Raw genomic sequence first — 17081 nt, forward strand, 5'->3', positions numbered from 1 at the left:
TCGGGAGAAAACTGAACAGAATAACTGCCGAGAGACTTCGATGCCATGGAAAAAAATTCGTTTTGGGCGGGCGTGAATATCTCGAGTACGATATGATTTTCCACCCCCAATTTCTTCACCTCATTGAAAAACCTCTCAGGGTAATCCTTGCCTCCTTGGCGTAGATCTCCGACAATGAAGATTGGGGACTTCAAATGACAGTAGATATTGTAAACATCGAGAGCAAGCAGTTCTGGCGACCTGTAAGCTGGCCTCTTTCTGCAGAACACACTCCTCATAGCACTGCACGAACCGCCACAGATCGCACAATTCATGGTGCAGCCCCTTGCGGAAAAAACGGCCGTAAGCGGATATCTATCCCAATCTCTGAATGGTTTGAAACCATTGAGATCGAGATGTCTAATTACTGACCTAATTACCCAACCATAATCAACATCAAGATAATCTAGATCATTAGGAACGAAATTTAGAGGATTTTCAATGACCTTTCCGTTTTCCTTCCATAGGAGATTCGGAATCTTACTCAAGTCATCCCCTTTTTCGAGCGCATCCATCAGCGATACCATGGGGACCTCAGTCGAATCTCCGCGCATGACCATGTCGACCTGGGGATAAGATATTAATTCCCTGTGATAGTAAGTCGAAGAGAACCCGCCAAAAACGATCCTTGCATCAGGATGGTATTTCTTGATAAGATCTGCAATCGCAAGCGATCCTTGAGCGTGTGGCAACCAGTGAAGATCTATTCCAAAGACCTTTGATGAAAGTTTCCTTACGAATCTTCCCACATCAAAATTCTCATCCTCAAGCATGAGCGTAGCCAAGTTTACGATTCTAGTTTTGTATCCAGCATTGTGAAGATGCGTGGAAATCGTAACGAATCCGAAAGGATACATCTCAAACACAGGGGTTGAAGGTATGAGATCGCTTATTGGTCCATAGAAAATCGTTTCCTTTCTGAAATCGAAAACACTTGGTGCGTGAATCAATATGAGATCCTCAGTAGCCAGTGGATTACCTCCTAAATTCGAAATCAGAGAATAATAGAAGATACATTGCCATCTCACCTGCCGAAGCGTCTCTGGCGAAGTTGATACGATCTTATGGCTCGCAAGAAATCAATTTTTCTGAATCCTGGCCAATATACATCTGTGAAGTATAACTCAGAATAAGCGAGCTGCCATAGTAAAAAGTTTGATACTCTTTCTTCGCCAGAAGTCCTCAATATAAGATCGGGATCGGGAAAATCAGCAGTATAAAGGAAATTTGAAAAGACTTTTTCGTCGATTTCATGCACTTCCAATTCTCCCCGTTTCACCTTATCGGCAATCTGTCTGATTGCGTGGATAATCTCTTGCCTACTTCCGTAGGCAACCGCTATATTGTAGTAGTATTGGTCGTAACCCGCCGTGCGCTTCTCCGCATATTCAATAGCCCTTCTGACAGAATCTGGCAAAAGTTCCCGCTGGCCCAAAACCCTAACTTTTATCTTGTGTTTGTGTATCCTTTCATCATCTCCTAATTTGAAAAAATTCTCTTCAAACAACTTCATCAAATACCCGACTTCTTCCTCTCCTCGCTGTAGGTTTTCTGTTGAAAAAGCGTACACGGTAAGTATTCTGATGCCGAGCTCAAGGCACCATTCCATCACTTCTTCGAGCTTATCCTTTCCTTTTATATGCCCCTCATTAGGATGGAGGCCGAATTCTCTTGCAAATCGCCTGTTTCCATCCATAATTATGGCTACATGACGAGGTATTTCATGCTGGAGCACCTCTTTTAGAAGCTTCCTCTCGTACGCCTGGTAAGCTGTATTGGAAATGATTCTTGAAATTTCTTCTCTAATTTCTATGCCCCCTTCTTCATTAGATCCACCAGCAGAGATCGGAGAGCTGCTTTCCAAGTATATTCATGCGGAGCCGTTATTATAAGTTGATGTTCTGACCTTCAAAATCTTCTGGCAACGAGGAAGAAATTATCCCCAGATCAAAGCAGCCGATGCCAGCCACCGCGCCAATAGCTCCCCTTTCACCAGTGATTTCGATGAGACTCACATTGTTTCTCATAGCGATATCCCTGGCATGAGCTACTGTAAGTATTTCTTTCTTTGCTCTTAGACCATAATCGACCAATTCTCCGGGAATCTTCAATCCCTTGAATACAGCCAAAGTCGTGTTTTGTGAGAGCGTATTCTTCTTGACATAGTCTACAACATAATCAGTCAGCTTGCTCGCATCCTTTTCCTCGACCGCAAATGAAACTCCCACAGATACGCAGTTCGTTGTTTTGTTAGGAACATTCGGATTGAGTTGTATGATCTTGTGTTCGAGGAACTGACCAACAGGTGCGGAATTCGCCATCTTGAGCATCATAGCCCAAGATGCTCCCTTCTCCTTTGTATCGGTATCATCCACAGCATAAACCATTCTAATCATTTTCGGCGTTACTATTGTCACCTCGATCCTGTGGGCCCCGCCGATTTTAATATCATCAGGATATTCGGTTTCGATCGTCCCTGATGCTTGCGGAAGGCAAGCGCCCACACCGATACTTGCACCAGCCAGACCGACCCACGTAGTTTTGACCTTGTCTTCCTCCACCTTCAGAGATTTTAGACCTTGACCACCTAGATCTTTAGATGCAGGACCAAACTTTACTTCTTTCTCACCTATCAACGCGTCAATAATCAGGGTTGTTCCCTCAACACGCACATCGGTGATGACACCCCCAGCTCTTTTTCTATTTACAGCATCCCATTCCACGGGTCCTTTGGCAATACAATCATCGATGATTCTAGCGATGCCATTCTCTTCATCCACCATCGTAATATATTTCTTGCAAAACAGCGGACCGAAACGATCCTTAACTTCTTTTGGCGTTAACCTGATCGTCATCTGTGAAGCCCCCACAGTTCCTTATAGAACTCCTTCTAAATCCTTGTGCTCTTTTTTATCGTTTTCTAAAGCAGAATAGAGATATCTTCCCAGCAGATCTGAAACATTGATAATAACATACTTTTTCTGGCTCTCACTTTCATATAAAAGATATCGCCCCTTGATTCCAATAACTTCCCCGACATGCTCACCATAACATGGTTTCAAATTAACGGGTTTGTCAAGATATTGCTTCACAGGATATTCATCTAGGAATAAGATTTCACCATCAACTTTTCGCAGGAATCGAGATGTCCGATATCTTACGGAAGCCAATAAGTCAGCAATCCGGTTTTTACTTGGCGGCTTCATAAAAAACTTTGATATATCAGAAGAACTTGGCGCTTGCGGCAATCTTAACATCGAGGAAATTTTCTTTTCAAGATTTCGTGCCTCAAGACGGTTGCGACAAGTCGCAAGTGGCAATATGGCGTCAGCGCCTTGTTCTATTCCTCTTTCCTTCAACCTCGTCTCACCAGTCATTCCGATTTTGATACTTTCCCTAATTGCAGCTGCGTAAACAACATGCGGTCGTCTGCAAAAATCGATTGAGCAGAGTCCTCCGTCACATTTCGGCTCAAAGAGACATTCCTGGTACGGAATCCACGAAGAAGCGCATGAAGGACACTGACTGAAGGCCGAAACGCGCGATGCCGTTGGACATGGCAAATACTCGGAACCTCTAAAATACCCCACACAGTATTTTTCTTCGCTCGCAACGAATGATAAGCTTTCCAATTTGAGCTCGAGCAACTCTTTTTCTCTAAAATCGAACACTTCCAAATGTGGAGCGAAATCTTCCCAATAGAAAGATATGACGTGCCACATTGCCATAGGATCGCAGCGCCCGTCGAGAAGCTTGTCAGCCGTTATGAACATCAAACTGTATAGCTGATTCGGTAATGATTATTTTTACCTAAATGATTTCAGAAGTTAGTATTTATTAAAAAAGAAGAATACCGAAATTTCCACGCTACTCATTAGGTTTCTGATGTTCGCTTCAAATAATGAGGCGGTATCCCATCCACCAAAAAAACAGTCTTTCCAGCGCGCTGTATGACGATTCCATCTGCAATAGCTCTCTTTGCATCTACTTCCAAAATTATCGGAGTATCCGTTCGTACCGATCCCGCAATCACGGCATCTTTATATGTCTTCGAGAGGTGCACAAACTTCCTATCAGACGGCTTTATACCCGTTTCGAGAATGATGTCCGCTTCTTCCGGCGTTGTCGGATAATAAAGTTTCTCCGGGATTTCGTCTGTTGGCAACCTCAAATCAACTTCAATCGTGTGGCCATATGTTGCCCGAATCATGTCGTTGCTTAACTGATATCTACCCTTAGGATCGGTTTCGATAATCGCTATGATGTGATGGGGTCGAAGCCAGTGATATCGCCTTTGATGAAGCTTTAATGCATTTACAAAATCTCTCAAGTTCACAAATCCTTGAGAATCCATCTTCAAACCAAATTTTTCTGGAAAATGTCGAAGGGCGCCTGCCATAGTTCTGCCTATTTGGTCAAGCTCCTTCTCGTTCATCAAAAATTTGCCTTTTTCACCACAAACAGGGCAAGCCTCGCCGCGAAAGTAGCCATGAGATTTACATTCTCTTAACATGACAGATGACGAATCCGATACCATTGTTTAAGTTTTTCCCATTTAAAAGATGTCAAAAAGCGAAATGAGAAATGACACCTCTTGAAATCGATAGTGTACTAACTTTATAATTTGATGATTTCAAGGATTGTAATTGTTATCTCATCAAATCTTGTCAATCGCCTGGACACTACGCCAAGAATCTTTACATAATCCCCTTCTTGCAGCCTTTCCGATGGTGAATATAACATGCTTGCAGCGATTTGCCTAGTTCCATCGGAGATGACAAAATAAGGCCTTGCGAGCCAATTAAGTCGCTGTCTTTGGATTCTTCCCTTTATCGATATGACCAATCCCAAATCGTTCAGCGAGATGTCTCGAATCATCTTTTTAGCAGCCGTTTTTCTATGCTCGTTTGCAAGCTGATAAAACGTAGAACGATTCATTCTGCCAATTAATAAAGGGATAAGGTAAAGCATTGCCACCATCATTGCGCCGAGTATCAAGATAACGAAATTCATTGTAACAAGAAAAACAAAAATGACCAGGAGCGCCCAGAGTAGAACCACTCCAAGCGCCATCCTGGATACTTGCATCATTTACTTCTGCTCTCCTTTCTTAGATTGGATCTCCGGCGGGTTTGATGGGCATACTCCTGGAAGTTCGCTTCTGAAGCAGTAATAATATACTACTCCAACGAACAAAAATCCACCAATAATATTTCCAATTGTTGCGGGTAAGAGGTTCCAAATGAGAAAGTCGCCGATAGAAATTCCTCCGTAATGAGCTAGGAGCGTATTTGCAGGTATTGAGTACTCTGGATGCAATGCAAGCGACATCATTCCTGCCGGAATGAAATACATGTTAGCGACGCAGTGTTCAAAACCACTCGCAACAAACGCCATAATCGGGAACCAAATACCGAAAAATTTTCCTATCATTTCTTTGGATGAGAGAGCCAGCAAGATCGCAACATTGACGAGAAGGTTGCAGGCAATGGCGTTCATAAATACGGAAGTCATGCCCATTAGCCCACCGGCGGCCTTATAGGTGAGCGTTTTCGATGCAGCTATGTTAATGGCGTTAACACCAAAGGCATTCAGGTAGAATCCGCTCGCGGATACCGAATTCCCTGAAACCGCTGAAATGTCGCCAGTTTGTAGCGGTCCAACTGCCATGAGGAACGCCCAGAAAAGTGAACCTGCGAAGTTACCTATGTAAACAAAAACCCAGACGTATAGTACACGCTTCCATGAAACCATTTTCATCATAGCAGCCATGGGCACTAGCATCGCGTCTCCCGTAAAAAGTTCCATGCCAGTAAGAACAATTGCTATGAGCCCAACAGGAAAAACTGCACCCGCGACCAATTTTCCAATACCCGCACCGAGATAATTTGCAACACCAGTTGAACACACAGTAGCGAGCGCTGCACCGACAGCAATGTAAAGACCTGCCATGAATCCGCGAAGGAGCAAATTGCCAGCTGACAGTTTTGATTTATAGACGCCGGCTTTTCCTGCTAAATCTACAATATCGCATGGCCTATTAGTCGTTGGAATCCCCCCACCAAATATCCAAATTGTAACGAGAGATGTTACTTGCGAGCCAATGCTCTTTCAGCTGAGAGAACTGTATTCTTCATTAACATGACAATCGTCATGGGACCAACGCCGCCCGGCACAGGAGTAATCGCAGATGCTTTTTGTTTGACGGCGTCAAAATCTACATCGCCGACAAGCTTGTAACCTTTTTTGGATGATGGGTCATCAACCCTATTCACACCGACATCGATCACCACCGCACCTTCCTTGACCATGTCGGCTTTTATGAATTCAGGTACACCCATCGCCGCGATGAGTATGTCTCCCATTCTAGTAACCTCCGGAAGGTTCTTCGTCCTTGAATGACACACAGTAACCGTCGCATTCGCACCGGGTTTCTTTTGCATCAAAATCGCAGCTACTGGCTTTCCGACTATATTGCTGCGTCCAACAACCACAACATGCTTCCCCTCTGGGCTGTTTCCACTCCTCATAAGAAGCTCTTGGATTCCGTGGGGAGTGCAAGGCAAAAATCCTGGATCACCGATCAGCATTCGCCCAACATTAACGGGGTGGAATCCGTCAACATCCTTCTCAGGGTCGATTCTGTTGAGAACTTTCGTCTCATTGATGTGATCGGGAAGAGGCAACTGAACCAGAATTCCATGGATTTTTGGGTTCACGTTGAGGTCATCTATCATTTTCAACAATGCCTCTTCAGGGTAGTTTGCTGGGAGTCTGATCGTCTCAGAATAAAGACCAAGCTCTTCACAAGCCTTGCCTTTCATCCTCACATAGACCTGGGAAGCCGGATCATCTCCTACAAGAATTACAGCAAGACCAGGAGTGACCCCTTTAGACTTGAGGTCTGCAATTTTCTTTTTTAATTCCTCTCGAATTTGACCGGCAATCTCGTTACCATCGATTAACTTGGCAACCATCCTCACCACCTTGTTCTCAGCGATAACAGCGGTATCTTATTTAATTCTTCGTCACTCGTCGTTTGATTCGTCATTTGTCGTACTGTATTTTCTTCACCAAATTCTCAAATTCTAACACTTGTGTTTCGTGACCAATACTGTGGTGAGTCCTGGGAACTGTTTTATATTCTACTTGATATTTCCCTTCAAATCTAATCCGAAAGAATCGACAAAAATAGACGAGGGGGAAATTCTGAATGAAAAGCGATTTGGAAATAGCTCAGGAAGCAACTTTGGAGCCAATCCTTGACATCGCAGCAAAAATAGATCTCACGCCTGATGATATCGAGCTATACGGGAAGTATGTTGCGAAGGTTCACTTGGACGTGCGAGAGAAGTTTGCGGACAGACCTCAAGGTATGTATATCGATGTTACAGCAATAACACCTACGCCTTTGGGTGAGGGGAAAACCACGACTACAATCGGACTCACGCAGGCACTTGGCTCTGAATTGAAGAAGAAAGTGGTTGCTTGCATCAGGCAGCCAAGCATGGGGCCTACATTTAATATAAAAGGCGGAGCCGCGGGCGGAGGTTATAGCCAGGTAGTTCCTATGGAGAATTTCAACCTGCACCTTACCGGCGATATTCACGCGATATCCGTTGCTCATAACCTCATTGCTGCGGCTATTGACAGCAGAATGTACCACGAAAGTGTTTTGACCGATGAGCAGCTAGCAAAGCGTGGACTCGAGCGCATCGACATCGACCCACAGACAATCATGTGGAATCGTGTAGTCGATGTATGCGACCGAAGCTTGCGAGAGATACAGATAGGATTCAACGATGCGACCTTGCCTGATGGATCCCCAAGCCCTGTATTCCCACGAAAAACTGGTTACGATATAAGTGTTGCCAGCGAATTGATGGCCATATTAGCACTCACCACCGGCCTTAAGGATATGCGAGAAAGAATCGGTCGTGTCGTAGTTGCAATGGACAAAAAGGGGCGACCAGTGACGCTCGAAAGACTAAAGGTAGCTGGTGCAGCGACGGTTTTATTGAAAGATGCGCTCATGCCGAACTTGATGCAAACCCTTGAAGGGCAACCTGCTTTTGTTCACGCAGGTCCATTTGCAAATATCGCACACGGAAACAGCAGTATTGTGGCTGATCAGATTGCATTGAAGTGCGCCGATTATGTCGTTACGGAAAGCGGATTTGGTGCCGACATCGGTATGGAGAAATTCTTCAATATCAAATGTAGATACAGTGGCTTAATTCCTAACTGCGTTGTCATCGTTGCAACGATCAGAGCTCTCAAGATGCATGGTGGAGGACCGAAGGTAAAACCGGGACTGCCTCTTGATAAAGACTATACGCAAGAGAATCTCGACTTGTTGGAGAAAGGTCTTGTTAACCTCGGCGTGCATATAAAAAATGCAAGGCTATTCGGCATACCAGTTGTAGTTGCAATCAACGCATTTGAAACGGATACAAACGCGGAAATTGAGCTTGTCAGGAAATATGCCAAGGAAGCAGGTGCTGAGGATGCCGCAAAATGCACACACTGGGCGGAAGGTGGAAAGGGCGCAAAGAAGCTGGCGCAGCTCGTTGTCGAAGCTTGCAAGAAGCCATCAAAGTTCAAGTTCTTATACCCGCTCGAGTGGTCAATAAAAGAAAAGATCGAATGCATCGCCAAAAATATCTACGGCGCCGATGGTGTGAGCTACACGCCGGTCGCCGAGAAGCAAATCGAAGCATTTGAAAAGGCTGGATACGGCAGACTGCCTATCTGCATGGCAAAGACTCATCTGAGTTTGAGCCACGATCCCGATCTCAAAGGTGCCCCCAAGGGATTCATTCTGCCAGTCAGAGAAGTTAGAGCAAGTGTTGGTGCCGGTTTCATATATCCGCTAATCGGCAAGATGAGCACAATGCCCGGGCTGGCAAGCAGGCCCGCTTTTATGGACATCGACATAGACGAAAAAGGAAACGTGAAAGGGCTCTTCTAGAGCCTATCTTCTTCCCTTTTTTTGATCTCTTCGCCGATTAGGCAACAGAAGCTTTGGCGCCTGGCGCAACTAGCGTATATTATGAAAAAAAAGTCTCGATTTGTAACACATTCTCTATTAAAGTAAGAAAAAGGAATTTCACTTGCCAGCAGCTTCGCACATCTTTCGTACGCGGGATGATATCAGATTGCCTATCACAGCGAGATCTTCTGTCGCCATGATCGACGGGGCAATCCTATCAAAAAGTATGTTTGCCGATGGAGGAATCTCCTCATCTCCTTCCCAGATGATGATAACTACTGGCAATTTCGGAAAAACATCTACACAGATTGCAGCAGATCCCAAATCGACCCTTCGAGCTTTTAATTTCTCGCCGATAGCAAGTAACAGCTTCGCGTTAGTTCCGAATTTTGAAACAAGCGGATCTATCGCCCTTGATTTGAACGCAGGATAATATAACTCGCCATAAGGCACCTCTCTAAAGGTAATCAACTCGCCTGTGGGCTCTAGGCTAGAACATCCAATGAGATAATGAAGTACTAAGACAGATAAGAACGGCTCGAGACGTTGACCCTCGCCTGCAACGATCCGTTGAGAGATATCAACGGAGTAAGATCGATCGATGAATTTCAAAAAGATGATATCATTTTCTAACTTGCTGAAAGAAAAAGCTGAGAGTTCCCTAAGATCCCTTTCTTGAAGTTCATCCCAGGCTCTTTTCAAGGCGTCTTCATAAGTGATTTTTTTCAAGTTCGGAAAACCTTGTCCATACAGATTAGTCACCCGCTTTTCCGAGGAGGTAATCTTCTATGGTGCAGAATTCGATCCCAAGGTCGATCGCTGTTTTCAGTATGGAACGGAGAAACGTCACGTTTTCCGCAATTCTTTCTTCCGGCAGAATACCGCACTCATAGCCTTCAACCACATGCCAGCTATGGGTCGCAAGTATGAACAAACCGGACGAAAATTTTGATAGGAAGTGTTCGTAGTCGCTGATTTTTCTCTGTCCCTCATGCAATGGCCAAAGATAAGAAATGATCTTCTTTCCTTCACGATCGAGCCCAGATGCAATTGGTGCTTCAATGAGCGCTCCGTAGATCCTATATGGATGAATTTCGCCCCTGTCAATTCGTTTCACTATCGAGGAATCATACATGAATCCCTTCTGTGCCAATATCGCCAGAATCCTGTTATCAATGTGCAGGTACGGTGCTCGGAATCCGACAGGTTTCTTATTGAATACTTCCTTTATCACCGATACGCTTTCATCCAGAATTGAATTGATCTGGTCGTCGGTGAGTCTTATACCAGAATATTCTCCCGTGAGGTCTTCATGCCTACAGCTGTGGCAAGCAACCTCGTGAACTTTCAAAAGCTCCTTAAGATTTATCCTGCTCATTATTCTCTTGGCGGTTTCTGCCTCGATGAAAAAAGTGCCTTTGATTCCCAGATCGTTTAATACAGACAAGATTAATTTCAATCCGCGTGCAGCGGATTCGAAGCGAGGCGTGGAATCGCTGTCCCTAGGCTTGGAGACACCCTCAATCTTTCCCTGCTCTGCTAGATTCACATCTCTATCAACATCTATAGTAATCGCAGCATGTCCCAAAGGCATGATATGATATATAAAATGACAAATATTATACTAATCGATCTGCATAAATTCAAAAGAGTATTTTGCATGCTTTATTGCAGAGGAGTCGAGCATATCGATTTGCATCTCGGATATTTCGGCACTATCCCCCAAAAAATGAGATCCTGACAGTAATTACTTCATCGATAATCAACGAGTTCTTTTTCAAAAAACAAATATTGTCGAATGCGGAGATGAAGAATAAAAGCAGTGCAATTTGCTCCCGCCAATTATTCCAACATCTTCCTCTCAATTTATAAATAGTCTTCATGAATTGTCGAAGAAGGTGATCTCCTGTTCACAAAGGCATCACCAATGAACAGAGAGCGCGTGAGATATACGTCAGATTCGACATTGAAGACTTAAGGGGGGTGATTTGCTGGCTCAGGTGCTCATTATTGGCGGTGGAACTGCTGGCCTCGCTGCGGCGATTGGCCTTGCTGAACGCCGTATTTTTGTTAATATTGTAGAAAAGGAATCAAGTATTGGAGGAATGGCATCAGAATTGTGCTGCAAAGGCGATATCAAGTGCGCGAAATGCGACGTTTGCCTTTCGATCGATAGATTACCTGAAGTGGCTCAATCTAAGTATATCCGCATACTTACAAATTCTGAAGTAAAAAGGGTAAGCGGCGCACCTGGATCGTACAGAGTTACTGTTGAGAGAAAACCTCAGCTGGTTCGAGAAGATAGGTGCATTGCTTGTGGCGCATGCCGGGAAGTATGTCCTGTTGAAGGCAGCGCGATCAATCCTAGGTATTTTCGGAGCGTACCGATGACGTATTACATTGACAAAAACAAATGCATCAGATGGAAGGGATCTCAGTGCACAAAATGTGCCGAAATATGTCCTAACGGTGCCATAGATTTTGATGCGCCTGCTTCGAAGAAGTATCTGAACGTATCAGCGATTGTCGTGGCAAGCGGATTTGAGCCTTTTGATGCGACCCTCGATAGGAGATTAGGCTACGGAACGCTGAAGAATGTGCTCACTTCTCTTGAGATCGAGAGAATGATTAATTCCATCGGGAAAATAGTTGTTTTCCCGACGAGCCTACCGTGCAAGAAACTCGCCATCATTCAGTGTGTTGGATCGCGAGACCTCAGGATGGGGGCTTCGTACTGTTCAAAGGTGTGCTGCAAATATGCTCTCAAGATTGCACAGCTTGCAAAACTGAAAAACCCAGATCTGGAAATTTCCTTTTTCCTCATGGACTGGAGACCTTATGATTCAATAGATAACGAGTTGGTGGAGTGGGCAAATAAGAACAAGGGAGTTAAAGTCATAAGGACAAGACCTGCGGAAATCATTCAATCTGAAACCGACAAACCTATCGTAAGATACGTCTCCTTAAGCGAAAACACGGTTGAGGAGGAAGAATTCGATCTGATAATGCTATCGGTTGGTATCATGCCACCTTCTGATGCAAGGAGGCTTTCAAATATTTTGGATATGAAGATCTCTCCACACGGCTTCATTCTTGATGATGGTGAAAGAAGGGGAATTTTTGCGGCCGGTTGCTGCACAGGTCCAAAAGACATCGAGGAGAGTTTTATGGAGGGTATTGCGACCGCGGGGCGTGTTGCTGCTTTTATTGGGGGATTGAAATGAGTTTCGATATTCAGTTTGGCAGAGGAGATGAAATGGTGACTCTTGTGACTGGAACTAGATCATCAAGGCCCCGATCCGCTACAAGAGAGAGGAAGAGGGGCGAAGTGAATGATCGTATCGCGGTCTTTCTCTGCCGATGTGGCGGTGCTATAGGCAACAGGATCGACCTTGAGATGATAAGAGATGAGTTGTTGCGAAGTGAGAAGAATATTGACACCTACGTTCTTGACTTCGCTTGCACGGCCAACGGCAGAACTGAGATAAAAAGAATTTTGCAGCAAATCGGTAGCACAAGATTCGTGATTGCGGGATGTTCGCCAAAGACACACGAGCTACTTTTTAGGGAGTTAGCACTCGAAATAGGCCTAAATCCTTTCATGTTTGAAATGGCCAACATTAGAGAGCAATGTGCTTTCGTGCACGACGAAACTGACACGATGGCGAAGGCAAGGGCACTCATCAGGGGGGCAATTTCAAAATGCCGATTTCTCCTACCGCCACCTTACGATAGGGTGCCAATTACATATAAGCAAGTATTAGTTGTCGGAAATGGTATCAGCGCACTCACGGCGGCCGAGTCCGTGGCGAGGGAAGGCATCAAAGTGACGCTCCTCAACCCCGGAGAGGGATTTTCGTCATCAGAATTGAAATTGGTAAGCAGTTCAACTTCTGGGGAATATACGTCTAATCAACTGAGGAAAATTGAGGCAAACCCTTTGGTAAGGATCCTAAATAATACAAAACCGGTTGAGTACTTGGGGTTCGCTGGAAATTTCAGGGTTCTTGCGATGGAAAACGACAAAACCGTGGAGATTGAATGCGGGGCAATTATTATCGCCTTCGATTCGATCATCGGACAAGAAAGCGGCGAGAGCTATCATACACTGAGTATACACCCATGGCATCATATGAAAGAGATGGCGTCTGGTAAATCAAGCATTCCTTCGAGAATTGTGATTATACTTGCGCCGCAGAGAGATAGAGAACAGTCCTGCGGATTGAGAGATGGAGAAGTGCTAACGCATGCGATCAATATCAAAAAACTTAGATCAGATGCCGAAATCACTGTTATAGTCAGGGATGTGCGCACTTACGGATTCGATGAGTTGACCTTTAGGGATGCACAGGAGCAAGGCATTAGGATAATCAGAACTGAGAAAGAGCCCGTGATTGAAAGGAGCGATTCTCTCGCTGTGATTGTAGATGACATTGTTCTAGGCGCTCCATTGAGAATAAGAGCTGATGATGTCATCGTGCCTCCGACAGCAGTTCCTACAGGAGCGGAGGTAATTGCGAGAGCGTTCAGACTTCCCCTTACGGAAAAAGGCTTTCTCAAGAAGACCCAGGTGAAGTTGAAGCCGGCTGCCTCCATTAGAAGGGGAATATTCCTTTGTGGAACCGCCGTCGAATCAGGTTTTGCGCCCGAAAAATTCCTCGATGCGCGAGTTGGTGCATCGCGGGCCGTCGCGTTGATAAGATCAGGCTATGTTGATATAGGTGGAGCGATTGCAGAGATTAACCCAGAGAAATGTTCTGCCTGTCTCACATGCGTAAGGAGCTGTCCATACGATGCTCCATTTATAGGCGAAGTCGGCAAGGCTGAGATTGAGACAGAAAAGTGCATGGGATGTGGAATTTGCGTTGGAATTTGCCCAAGCAAAGCCATCGAAATGTACTGTTATTCAGATGCCCAGTTGCATGCACAGGTGAGCTCGATTATGCGCGGGTGATGAAAATGTTTGGAGTACAAGAAAAAAGAATCATAGGATTCTGCTGCAACTACTGTGGCTATGCATCTGCGGATCTTGCCGGGCTAAATCACATAAAGTACTCACCAGATGTTTTGATTGTAAGGGTCCCCTGTTCTGGCAGAATCGACGTAATTCATATTTTGAAGGCTTTTAGGGAGGGTGCAGACGCCGTTTTTGTTGCAGGATGCTTAGAAGGCAACTGCAACTACGAATACGGAAACATTGAAGCAAGGAAACGCATCAATTATGCCAAAAAAATCCTTGCTGAGATTGGCATCGAACCTGAAAGACTTGAGATGTTCAATGTGGCATCAAACATGGTGTGGAAGTTCAAGGAAATCGTTGATGAGATGGTATCTAGGGTTGAGAAATTGGGCCCCAGCCCGATCAGGAAGGTGAACGTATGATCATAGCTGAACAGAAACCCCTTAAAGAAATCATCCACAATCTCGAAGGACATCGCAATATTCTCGTTGCTGGCTGCAGGTCGTGCGTCGCGATCTGTCTGGCGGGTGGAGAAAAGGAAGTAGGCATTGTCGCTGAGGCGCTGCGAGTTTACGGCGAGATGCATGGAAAATTATGGACTATTGAAGAAATCACTATTGAGAGGCAGTGCGAAAAGGAGTGGGTTCGGGAAATCCAGGCGGTCGTCTCTAGTAAGGATGCGATATTGTCTATGGCGTGCGGCGTTGGTGCTCAGGTAATGCAGGAAATCTATCCTGACATACGGGTGGTCCCGGGCCTCAATACCTCGAATATGGGGGCGCCTGAGGAACAGGGCATTTGGCGCGAAAAATGTGCGGGATGTGGCGATTGCGTTCTGCATCTTACGGGAGGCATCTGCCCCATTGCTAGGTGCTCAAAGAGTCTTCTAAATGGTCCCTGCGGAGGTTCTCAAAATGGACGCTGTGAAGTCAATCCAGATTCAACTCCGTGTGCATGGGATCAGATATACCACAGTTTGAAAAGACTTGGTAAATTAGAATTCATGGAGCAGATAATTCCCCCAAAAAATTGGATCACAAGCCATAGCGGAGGACCGCGCCTCATTGTAAGGCAAGATGCCGTGCTCACACCTGAAGAAAAAGCGGAAAAGGGGGTGCCGAAATGAAGGCTGGTAGCAATCTTGAGAGGGTTCTTGAATCAGGAAATTTTGCAGTGACTGCAGAAATTGGTCCCCCCAAATCTGCGAGTTCCAACATCGTCAAGCAACATGCTCAAATGCTCAAAGGTTACGCAGACGCATTCAATCTCACGGATAACCAGACAGCAATCGTCCGTTTATCAAGTCTGGCTTCGGCGCTGATATGTTTGAATGAGGGCGTAGAACCCGTGATGCAGATGACGTGTCGAGACAGGAATCGCATCGCGTTGCAGTCGGATCTACTTGGCGCCTCTGCTCTCGGGATCAGAAATGTACTCTGCCTCACAGGCGACCACCAGACGTTTGGAAATGAAAAGGGTGCAAAAAACGTCTATGACATAGACTCGATCCAAGAGCTCATGATATTTAAGCAAATGCGAGACGAAAAGAGAATTTCAGGCGGGGAAGAACTCGAAGAGGCGCCTAAAGTTTTTCTGGGAGCCGCAGAGAACCCTTTTGCCGATCCGTTCGAATTCCGGGTGATTAGACTCGCAAAAAAAGTTGCTGCCGGAGCAGACTTCATTCAAACCCAAGCGATATACGATATGGACAGATTTGAAAAATGGATAGAGGGCATTAGGGAGAGAGGTCTTGATAAGAAAGTGCACATACTAGCTGGCGTCATACCGCTCAAATCCGTCGGAGCAGCAAAATACATGAAGAACAAGGTATCCGGTATGATCGTACCAGATGAGATCATTGATCGCATGAAAAAGGCAAAGGATCCAAAATCAGAAGGCGTGAAAATATGCGTCGAACAGATTGAGCATTTGAAGACTGTCAAAGGCGTTCACGGTGTGCATATAATGGCTATTGCATGGGAAGAGATCGTACCAGAGATCGTAAGAGAGGCGGGGCTGTATCCAAGACCGCAAGTGTAACGAAGTTATTCAATGCACGCTTTCAATATCTCTTGAGATGACATGCATAGCTGCGAGTGGCCTAGCAATCTCGCAGCTAATTGATTTCACAGGCTAGAGGGGCATCCAATAGCGAACCAATGGCAGTAAATGTTTCTATAATTCTCATACGATCTTTTGCGTGCCTGGCACTCCATGTATTGTTCTAACTATATCTACCATGTTGGCGCTATTGCCAAGAGGTGTTGGCGTAAAGGCTTAAGCCCTAAGAAAGTCGTCACAGTATAATCGCTCGTTAAGTAGAATTTCTCCCGCCTTGATGATTTTCATCAGTTCTTCGTCGAGCGGATCGCATATCGCGGCGGTTAAACCAGCACCCATCAGCATGGCCAGGAAAGTCCTATTTAAAAGACTGCGCTCCTTCGTTAGATTAGAGACATTGCTCAGACCAACCACAGTGCGCGGTGGTGGCTCATTCAATGTCTGAAAGATCCGAACGGCCTCAATGACTTTCTTGCATTGATCCTGAGCTGCACCAACGGGCAAGACAAGAGGGTCGAGATAGATCTTCTCTGGCATAATATCATATTCCATTGCAGTCGTCATCATCAACATTGCCATCTCAGCACGTGATTGAGCATCATTTGGTATGCCACGTTCATCGAGGGTCAAGCAAATAATCTCGGCATCATATTCTTTGCAGAGCGGGAAGAACTTCTCCATTCTCTTTCGCTCTGCAGTCGTCGAATTCATGACTGGTTTGTTTTTGCAAGCCTTCAGTCCGGCTTCCATCGTCTTAGGTCCCGGCGTATCAATGCTAAGCGGGACATCGACGACGTCCTGAACAGTTTTCACAAGCCATTCCATTACCGCGGGCGCATCTTCTCTTCCAGGTCCCGTGTTGATGTCCAAGATTTGCGCTCCATGCTTGACCTGCGACATCGCAAGTTCCTGGATATAGTTTGTATCGCGTTTGTCGATTGCCTTTGCCACAGATGCAAAGAGTCCATTTATTTTCTCGCCGATAATAATCATAATATTGCCCCGTCATGGAACGACAGCTAGCGATTT

Annotated in this window: 17 protein-coding genes; 6 read left to right on the plus strand and 11 right to left on the minus strand. The window is 45.3% G+C overall.

Annotated elements, in window-relative coordinates; all coding sequences use genetic code 11:
• From QW087_06320 to folD, 8 genes are all read right to left on the minus strand, one after another.
• A partial coding sequence (locus QW087_06320) for a cobalamin-dependent protein (GenBank protein ID MEM2944334.1) occupies window positions 1-989 on the minus strand: 989 nt, incomplete at its 3' end.
• 74 nt (window positions 990-1063) lie between these two features.
• On the minus strand, window positions 1064-1903 hold the full coding sequence (gene uppS, locus QW087_06325; protein ID MEM2944335.1) for a polyprenyl diphosphate synthase: 840 nt from the start codon (window positions 1901-1903) through the stop codon (window positions 1064-1066).
• Window positions 1904-1925: 22 nt separating this feature from the next.
• Entirely contained in the window at window positions 1926-2894 is a 969-nt protein-coding gene (locus QW087_06330) for a DUF1743 domain-containing protein (GenBank protein MEM2944336.1), read from the minus strand.
• A 21-nt stretch (window positions 2895-2915) separates the two neighbouring features.
• The gene (locus QW087_06335; protein ID MEM2944337.1) at window positions 2916-3812 is read right to left on the minus strand and encodes a DUF2797 domain-containing protein; all 897 of its coding nucleotides are present in this window, start codon (window positions 3810-3812) and stop codon (window positions 2916-2918) included.
• A 101-nt stretch (window positions 3813-3913) separates the two neighbouring features.
• On the minus strand, window positions 3914-4552 hold the full coding sequence (locus QW087_06340; GenBank protein MEM2944338.1) for an RNA 2'-phosphotransferase: 639 nt from the start codon (window positions 4550-4552) through the stop codon (window positions 3914-3916).
• Window positions 4553-4656: 104 nt separating this feature from the next.
• Window positions 4657-5130, minus strand: a complete 474-nt coding sequence (locus QW087_06345) for a hypothetical protein (protein ID MEM2944339.1) — start codon at window positions 5128-5130, stop codon at window positions 4657-4659.
• Window positions 5131-6144: a formate/nitrite transporter family protein gene (locus QW087_06350; GenBank protein MEM2944340.1), complete on the minus strand. Its 1014-nt coding sequence runs from the start codon at window positions 6142-6144 to the stop codon at window positions 5131-5133.
• Entirely contained in the window at window positions 6129-7016 is an 888-nt protein-coding gene (gene folD, locus QW087_06355; GenBank protein MEM2944341.1) for a bifunctional methylenetetrahydrofolate dehydrogenase/methenyltetrahydrofolate cyclohydrolase FolD, read from the minus strand. The genes QW087_06350 and folD overlap by 16 nt, the downstream gene beginning before the upstream one ends.
• Before the next feature lie 236 nt (window positions 7017-7252).
• On the opposite strand from folD, the gene QW087_06360 reads away from it, so the two are divergent.
• Entirely contained in the window at window positions 7253-9010 is a 1758-nt protein-coding gene (locus QW087_06360) for a formate--tetrahydrofolate ligase (protein MEM2944342.1), read from the plus strand.
• 138 nt (window positions 9011-9148) lie between these two features.
• Here the strand turns inward: QW087_06360 and QW087_06365 are convergent, their stop codons facing one another.
• A complete protein-coding gene (locus tag QW087_06365) occupies window positions 9149-9760 on the minus strand; it encodes a DUF3786 domain-containing protein (GenBank protein ID MEM2944343.1) in 612 nt (203 codons plus the stop codon).
• A 25-nt stretch (window positions 9761-9785) separates the two neighbouring features.
• Entirely contained in the window at window positions 9786-10625 is an 840-nt protein-coding gene (locus QW087_06370) for a polysaccharide deacetylase family protein (protein ID MEM2944344.1), read from the minus strand.
• A gap of 394 nt (window positions 10626-11019) precedes the next feature.
• Here QW087_06370 and QW087_06375 point away from each other — a divergent pair, with 394 nt between their 5' ends.
• The 5 genes from QW087_06375 to QW087_06395 are packed head-to-tail and all read left to right on the plus strand — an operon-like array spanning window position 11020 to window position 16031.
• On the plus strand, window positions 11020-12255 hold the full coding sequence (locus tag QW087_06375; GenBank protein MEM2944345.1) for an FAD-dependent oxidoreductase: 1236 nt from the start codon (window positions 11020-11022) through the stop codon (window positions 12253-12255).
• Complete coding sequence (locus QW087_06380; protein ID MEM2944346.1) at window positions 12252-13985, plus strand: 4Fe-4S binding protein; 1734 nt, start codon at window positions 12252-12254, stop codon at window positions 13983-13985. The genes QW087_06375 and QW087_06380 overlap by 4 nt, the downstream gene beginning before the upstream one ends.
• A 5-nt stretch (window positions 13986-13990) precedes the next feature.
• Window positions 13991-14413, plus strand: coding sequence for a hydrogenase iron-sulfur subunit (locus QW087_06385; GenBank protein MEM2944347.1), 423 nt, complete (start codon window positions 13991-13993; stop codon window positions 14411-14413).
• Entirely contained in the window at window positions 14410-15117 is a 708-nt protein-coding gene (locus QW087_06390; protein MEM2944348.1) for a methylenetetrahydrofolate reductase C-terminal domain-containing protein, read from the plus strand. Before QW087_06385 ends, QW087_06390 begins: the two co-directional genes overlap by 4 nt.
• Window positions 15114-16031 carry a methylenetetrahydrofolate reductase gene (locus QW087_06395; protein ID MEM2944349.1) on the plus strand — a complete coding sequence of 306 codons (918 nt, stop codon included), beginning with the start codon at window positions 15114-15116 and terminating at the stop codon, window positions 16029-16031. Before QW087_06390 ends, QW087_06395 begins: the two co-directional genes overlap by 4 nt.
• Before the next feature lie 237 nt (window positions 16032-16268).
• On the opposite strand, the gene QW087_06400 is transcribed toward QW087_06395, so the two are convergent.
• The gene (locus QW087_06400; protein MEM2944350.1) at window positions 16269-17045 is read right to left on the minus strand and encodes a dihydropteroate synthase; all 777 of its coding nucleotides are present in this window, start codon (window positions 17043-17045) and stop codon (window positions 16269-16271) included.
• Window positions 17046-17081: the final 36 nt, after the last annotated feature.

The sequence above is a fragment of the Methanomassiliicoccales archaeon genome, assembly GCA_038850735.1.
In the GTDB taxonomy this organism is placed as follows: domain Archaea; phylum Thermoplasmatota; class Thermoplasmata; order Methanomassiliicoccales; family JACIVX01; genus JACIVX01.

Excerpts from the sequence above, each read along its gene's own strand:
- QW087_06370 (MEM2944344.1), bottom strand. The coding sequence starts at position 10,625 with ATGCCTTTGGGACATGCTGCGATTACTATAGATGTTGATAGAGATGTG.
- QW087_06385 (MEM2944347.1), top strand. The coding sequence starts at position 13,991 with ATGTTTGGAGTACAAGAAAAAAGAATCATAGGATTCTGCTGCAACTAC.
- QW087_06330 (MEM2944336.1), bottom strand. The coding sequence starts at position 2,894 with ATGACGATCAGGTTAACGCCAAAAGAAGTTAAGGATCGTTTCGGTCCG.
- QW087_06380 (MEM2944346.1), top strand. The coding sequence starts at position 12,252 with ATGAGTTTCGATATTCAGTTTGGCAGAGGAGATGAAATGGTGACTCTT.
- QW087_06400 (MEM2944350.1), bottom strand. The coding sequence starts at position 17,045 with ATGATTATTATCGGCGAGAAAATAAATGGACTCTTTGCATCTGTGGCA.
- QW087_06335 (MEM2944337.1), bottom strand. The coding sequence starts at position 3,812 with ATGTTCATAACGGCTGACAAGCTTCTCGACGGGCGCTGCGATCCTATG.
- QW087_06390 (MEM2944348.1), top strand. The coding sequence starts at position 14,410 with ATGATCATAGCTGAACAGAAACCCCTTAAAGAAATCATCCACAATCTC.
- QW087_06345 (MEM2944339.1), bottom strand. The coding sequence starts at position 5,130 with ATGATGCAAGTATCCAGGATGGCGCTTGGAGTGGTTCTACTCTGGGCG.
- QW087_06360 (MEM2944342.1), top strand. The coding sequence starts at position 7,253 with ATGAAAAGCGATTTGGAAATAGCTCAGGAAGCAACTTTGGAGCCAATC.
- QW087_06340 (MEM2944338.1), bottom strand. The coding sequence starts at position 4,552 with ATGTTAAGAGAATGTAAATCTCATGGCTACTTTCGCGGCGAGGCTTGC.
- QW087_06395 (MEM2944349.1), top strand. The coding sequence starts at position 15,114 with ATGAAGGCTGGTAGCAATCTTGAGAGGGTTCTTGAATCAGGAAATTTT.
- folD (MEM2944341.1), bottom strand. The coding sequence starts at position 7,016 with ATGGTTGCCAAGTTAATCGATGGTAACGAGATTGCCGGTCAAATTCGA.